Source organism: Bacillus sp. FSL K6-2944 (genome assembly GCF_038005385.1).
Taxonomy (GTDB): domain Bacteria; phylum Bacillota; class Bacilli; order Bacillales; family Bacillaceae_G; genus Bacillus_A; species Bacillus_A cereus.
In genome coordinates this window covers 57960-63985 of the sequence record NZ_JBBOTE010000010.1, presented here as the reverse complement: position 1 = coordinate 63985, position 6026 = coordinate 57960, and the positions used below count along the sequence as shown (strand labels likewise).

Genomic DNA, 6026 nt, shown 5'->3' with positions numbered 1-6026 from the left:
GCGATTCGCTATGTAGGAGAAACGTATCCAGAGCTGAAAGACTTGTATACGAATCGTCATTTACTGAGTCAAAAAGAGCGACAAGTATTGGTTCAAATGAAACAGTGGAATGAAGAAAGTGGAACGGTGTACGATTTTGTGAATCGTCAAGGGAACTTGGAAGACCTACAAGATAAAATTATTCGTAAAAAATTGCACGTGAAGCACAGTATTTCGCATGTATCAGCGGTGGTACAAAAATTTGCGAAAGTACATCAGGCAGAACAAATCTTAGCGCAAGCGGAAGAAAAGAAGAAAGAGTTAGAAACAAAAGGAAATACGTTCAAGCGAGTGGTACTACGAGATCAAACATTACTCAAAGAGTATCAGGCTGTACAGGAGCGCATTGAAAAAGCGAAAGAGGTTCTACAACTCAAGCAAGAGTTAGTCAAAGAAAATGGGGAAGCACGCCAAGCAGAGTTGGAAGAACTGAAGTTGTCGTATCATCAATTCCAAGAGAAAGAAAATCGTTTAGATGGCTTGCTGGAAGTATCAGATATTCTGGAGCGTACGCGTCAAAAAATGCGCCAAGAAGCTAAAGAAAGAGAATATGAGCACCAACAAGAAATCAGAAGGCAAAAAATGAAAAACAGAGGATTGGAACTATAATGAGAAAGGGTGAATAGTTTGAAACAGACAAAGGTATTATATAGTGTCATTGGTGTGTTGTTAGTTGTAGTGGGGGTTATGGTTGGAATCATCGTAGCTAAAAACGGTGCTTCCCCGAATGCCCAGCAGGCAGCAAAACAGGAAGTGCAACAAACATCAAAAAAGACCGAGTCTAAAAAGAAAGTAACAGCAGAAGATGTGAAGGTAGTTGAGCAACGTACAAAAGAATATTTAAATCCGTATGTGTTTAAAGAAGGCTATAAAGTATCTGATGAAAAGGTGCGCGAAATTCAACAAACATATTTAACGAAACGTGTGCAGGAAGAGTTGTTGCCGAAGTATTCGTACCTTGCAGACTGGAGAGATGCAACAAAAGAAGGAGGGATTCAAACATTTCAAGTGCTAGACAAATACAGCCAAATCGATCAGCCTAATCAAACGGTCACTACATATGTGAAGTACAATGATCCTCCCAGTGTATACGGGCAAAACGTAGATATTGAAACTTGGATCGAGTGGATAGAAGAAAATAAAGAATGGCGCATCAATAGTTGTTCGAACTGGATTAATCGTTCTACTGGAGAAATGCTTCCTGAAGCAAAACCGATATCTGATAATAAGAGGAGCCTTTCAGGCGGAAGAGATATTCGCTTCCCTATCAATCATTGATGAAAAAATATAACCTTGAGTAGAAACGCTATTTTAGAAAATGGCGTTTTTTTCTGTGTACAACTTTATTTTGCTACTATCTCTTCATATATATTTAAAGAACCTAGAATCTTATCGGGATGGTGAGGATATATGAATCAATACCAAATGTTGTATAGTACGCCTTATTTGTATTCTTCTCGAACGTTACAGGAAATGTATAGGGGGGCGAGAAAAGAGGAGGATATCACTGCGATACAGGAGCATATGCTGCGGCATGAGGTGTATTTAGATCGACAATACCGAGGGTACTACTATTTGAGTGAAAAAATTGAAGGTGATTTATACGGAACAGAGCATCCGGTATCTTGGAATGAATTATTAGAAGATTATCAGTTGTTTAAGGATGCCCAAGGGAATTTATCCATTCAACCGAAAGGATGGCGATAACATGACCATTATAGGCGAATTAGGGATTGTATATGGCGTGACAGGAGCAACCGTTATGGGTATTAAATTGCTGAAAAGAAAAGGGCTTCACCTTCCTGATTGGATGCTACGTACGGGTCTCAAATGCTTGTTAATTGGTACGGTGTGGTATGTGCTACGTGATATGCTCGATGTATTTCTACGCTAGTATTTTATCGGGTAGTTGAAGGGAGCTGTCGCAATGCATGGAAACAACTTCTTTCTTATGTACTACATAACCCCAACTACCTCTAGGGAGGTATGGAGTATATGTTTTCGCTTTTATTCGTACCAATTACGTTTTTGACAGTGGCGTATTTTTATAAGGGAAAAGAGCTAAGTGATAAAAAGAAAATCAAAGCGTTTTTTGAAATTACGAAAGTGTGCGTACAACATAAAGGAGAAATGCAGTACCCTGTATTTTTGAAACAAACAGAGGACGATATCAGTACGACGTTTATCTATCGGCTGCCATTAGGTGTGCCGAGTCAGCTCATACAGAAATTAGCGCAAGTATTAGAGGAAGGGTTGTATAAACCCGTGATGATTTCCTTTCAACAACGGGAGTTGTTTATACGAGTATTCCAGCAATGTATTCCTGAAAAATGGCATTGGTCCAGTGAATTGTTACGAGAGAAGACATGGAACGTCATCATGGGAAGAGCGTTAGATCGAATGATTTATCATGATTTTGAAAAAACACCGCATATGTGCGTGAGTGGGATGACTCGTTTTGGCAAGACAGTTTTTCTCAAAAATATGATGACGAACTTAATTTTACAGCAACCCAATCATGTGAAATTCTATGTGATTGACTTAAAAGAAGGTCTAGAGTTTAGTCCCTACAGGGACTTATTGCAAGTAGAAGAAGTGGCGGAGAATCCCATGCAAGCATTTGGCGCGACACGTTTCTCTATAAGCGTTTAGACGTGAAGTGAGAGTGTTGCTGGAATTTATCTTAAGCAACAATAACTAATATATCGAGAGTTGGAATGAAAATCGTCATGTTGAATTGAAACAACTCCATTAATACTCCTACATGCATGACTTGTTAGTAGACAGTTTGTGTATGAAGCTAGGTGAAGTCGGCTGAACGAGCCTAAGTGATTTTTAATCATATGGTGTAGGATAGGTCGGATGGCTGAAAAGATAACTATGGTGAGAATGGCTCTTATGGGTCTGACGAATTTGCGAATGTACGGGTCTAAAATTGCACTATACCGAAAGGTATAGCACACAAGAGTGTGGTAGAGCACCGAAAAGTAAGGGTCGGATGGCAGAAATTCGGGATAAGCAACGATGAGCTTATAAACTCTACAGGCTTATAGCAAACACCTACGGTTATCATGAATAGCTAGATATATTGGAACGTGGGAAGCAAAAAACTGCTACATGAAAACAGCTACTACTGGGCAGGTGGATATAAGGTGATGAGCCGAAATTCCTTTATTTTTGTGAAGGTAGGGGCACAGTACCGTTGAAGCGTCTAATGAACGTGGAGGGATAGCCCCAAGTCTGGTTTGTTTTATGTTTAATTTTAAGAAAATGAAGCTCAATGGTCAGGTAGGAATGTGGGCAAAAACCGAGGAGGTTTCCACAGTTGAGCACAACAATGAGATATTGGGAATATTACAATATGCAAGAAATATTTGATAGGTTATATGAAAAAAGTCTGATGAATAAATCATTTCATGGTCTATATGAATTGATTGTTTCGGAGAACAATATTCTTTTAGCATACCGAACAATAAAATCTAATAAGGGATCCAAAACTGCTGGCACGGATTTGTTCACGATAGATAATTATAAGCCAATGTATAAAAAAGAGTTTTTATCATTAGTTTGTAAACAACTAGAGTTATATAAACCAAAAGCAGTAAAGAGAGTTTTTATTCCTAAGCCCAATGGAGATAGAAGACCTTTAGGAATTCCAACAATGTTTGATCGGTTAATTCAACAAATGATTAGGCAAATTTTGGAGCCAATTTGTGAGGCGAAGTTTTACGAACATAGTTATGGATTTCGTCCGATAAGAGGAGCAAAACATGCCATTTCTAGAGTAATGTTTTTGATAAGTAGAAATACTTTTCATTACGCGGTAGATATAGATATAAAAGGATTCTTTGACAACGTCAATCACACATTACTTTTAAAACAATTGTGGAATATGGGGATTAAGGATAAGCGAGTGTTAAAACTTATCTATTTAATTCTAAAAGCACCAATTAAGGGGTTTGGAATTCCAAAAAAGGGAACACCACAAGGTGGAATACTCTCGCCATTACTATCCAATGTAGTGTTAAATGATTTAGACCAATGGATAGCAAGCCAATGGCACCATTTTGAAACATCATATCCATATACAAATAATGCAAATCAAAAGCGAGCGATGAAAGGTACTAAACTGAAACAAGGATTTATTGTTCGTTATGCAGATGATTGTGCGCCACGAAAGTGTGCGTGAGTAGCTAGACTGCTCAAAGCAACTATGCTGTACAAATGATGACGGTGGGCCCGTCGAAGTCGCCATGCAGGTGGAGATTTCAAACCACCTTAAGGTGCTGTAGTCAAAAGCTATGGTATTGAGCGTTAAGGAAAAGGCAATCAAGAATTGTCAGGTGTGTGTTATGGAGATGAACGAACATGTGAACCACTTACGGAAATGTCGAAAGCGTAGAGATTCCATCAAAACTAGGGGGTAGTCGTTAACCTAGGATAAGCTTAGAGGAAACCTGTTTACTGTCTAAGTGGTGGGCGGCATAAAGGTGGCATGAACATAACACAGGCATTTGTATGGAACGTGGGAACCTACGGACTGATGTTAAGGGAGTATTTCAAGTGGAAGAACCACAAGAAAAGAGTACCGATGCAGTCATAGGGGCAGATTGGATTGTAGTAGTGAAGAAGCTTCTGTAATGGAAGTGGAGCGAAGAATCCAGGTTATTCAGTTTCAAGGATAAGCCAACTTTGAAAGGAGGAGGAGCTTATGCAAGAAACAAAACCGTTTGGTATTTCAAAGAATGTTGTAATGATGGCATTTGAGCGAGTAAAAGCCAATAAAGGGACATATGGAATGGATGAACAGTCCATCGAAATGTATGAAATGGACCTGAAGAATAATTTGTACAAATTATGGAATCGTATGTCCTCAGGAAGTTATTTTCCAAAACCAGTGAAAGCAGTAGCTATTCCTAAAAAGAATGGAGGAACAAGAACATTAGGTATTCCAACAGTTGAAGACCGGGTGGCACAGATGGTAGCGAAACTCTATTTTGAACCGAACGTGGAGAGATTGTTCTATGAAGATTCTTATGGATACCGACCAAATAAGTCAGCGATTCAAGCAATTGAAGCGACAAGGAAAAGGTGTTGGCGGAAGGATTGGGTGTTAGAGTTCGATATTAAAGGATTATTTGATAACATTCGACATGACTATCTAATAGAAATGGTAAAGCGTCATACCAACCAAGAATGGGTTACGCTCTATGTACAAAGATGGTTAATAACACCTTTCCAAATGGAAGATGGAAGCTTAATAGAAAGAACAGCCGGCACACCGCAAGGTGGAGTCATCAGTCCAGTTCTTGCGAACTTGTTTCTCCACTACACATTTGATGATTTTATGGTAAAAGAATTTTCAAGTATTCCTTGGGCAAGATACGCAGATGACGGAATAGCACATTGCACTTCATTGAAACAAGCAAAATATCTTCAACGAAGACTGGAAGAAAGATTTAAATTGTTTGGACTAGAGCTAAACTTAGAGAAAACGAAAATTGCCTATTGTAAAGATGATGATAGACAACTGAACTATCCGAACACTTCTTTTGATTTTCTTGGGTATACGTTTCGACCAAGGCACTCAAAGAACAGACATGGAAAATTCTTCACAAACTTCTCACCAGCTATTGCTGATAAAGCTAAGAAAGCAATTAGGAAAGAAGTGAGAAGTTGGCGATTACAGCTGAAAGCAGATAAAACATTACAGGATATTTCCAACATGTTTAATAAGAAAATCCAGGGATGGATTAATTATTATGGACATTTCTATAAATCAGAAATGTATAGTGTATTGCGGTATATCAATAGCGGCTTAGTAAAATGGGTTCGGCGGAAATATAAGAAGCGAAAACATCGAAGGAAAGCAGAATATTGGTTAGGCGCTATTGCACAACGAGAGCGTAAGCTATTTGCGCATTGGAAATATGGAATACTACCGGCAATGAATAATGGGAGCCGTATGAGCTGAGAGGTTCACGTAC

The 6026-nt window shown here is 38.8% G+C and carries 5 protein-coding genes and 3 pseudogenes; all 8 read left to right on the top strand.

Annotation, left to right across the window (positions count from 1 at the left end; translation table 11 throughout):
- A pseudogene (locus MHH55_RS35470) lies at nt 1–648 on the top strand (MobQ family relaxase); the annotation flags it as partial.
- Between the two features lie 9 nt (nt 649–657).
- Entirely contained in the window at nt 658–1317 is a 660-nt protein-coding gene (locus MHH55_RS35465; protein ID WP_078186609.1) for a hypothetical protein, read from the top strand.
- 132 nt (nt 1318–1449) lie between these two features.
- Nucleotides 1450–1746: a hypothetical protein gene (locus tag MHH55_RS35460; protein ID WP_078186610.1), complete on the top strand. Its 297-nt coding sequence runs from the start codon at nt 1450–1452 to the stop codon at nt 1744–1746.
- Nucleotide 1747: 1 nt separating this feature from the next.
- Nucleotides 1748–1933 carry a hypothetical protein gene (locus MHH55_RS35455; protein ID WP_078186611.1) on the top strand — a complete coding sequence of 62 codons (186 nt, stop codon included), beginning with the start codon at nt 1748–1750 and terminating at the stop codon, nt 1931–1933.
- 101 nt (nt 1934–2034) lie between these two features.
- Nucleotides 2035–2658 (top strand): annotated as a pseudogene (locus MHH55_RS35450) (FtsK/SpoIIIE domain-containing protein); the annotation flags it as partial.
- A gap of 706 nt (nt 2659–3364) precedes the next feature.
- A pseudogene (locus MHH55_RS35445) lies at nt 3365–4204 on the top strand (reverse transcriptase domain-containing protein); the annotation flags it as partial.
- A 353-nt stretch (nt 4205–4557) separates the two neighbouring features.
- The gene (locus tag MHH55_RS35440) at nt 4558–4680 is read left to right on the top strand and encodes a hypothetical protein (protein ID WP_277680442.1); all 123 of its coding nucleotides are present in this window, start codon (nt 4558–4560) and stop codon (nt 4678–4680) included.
- 70 nt (nt 4681–4750) lie between these two features.
- Nucleotides 4751–6013, top strand: a complete 1263-nt coding sequence (gene ltrA, locus MHH55_RS35435) for a group II intron reverse transcriptase/maturase (RefSeq protein ID WP_078186612.1) — start codon at nt 4751–4753, stop codon at nt 6011–6013.
- Nucleotides 6014–6026 lie beyond the last annotated feature (13 nt).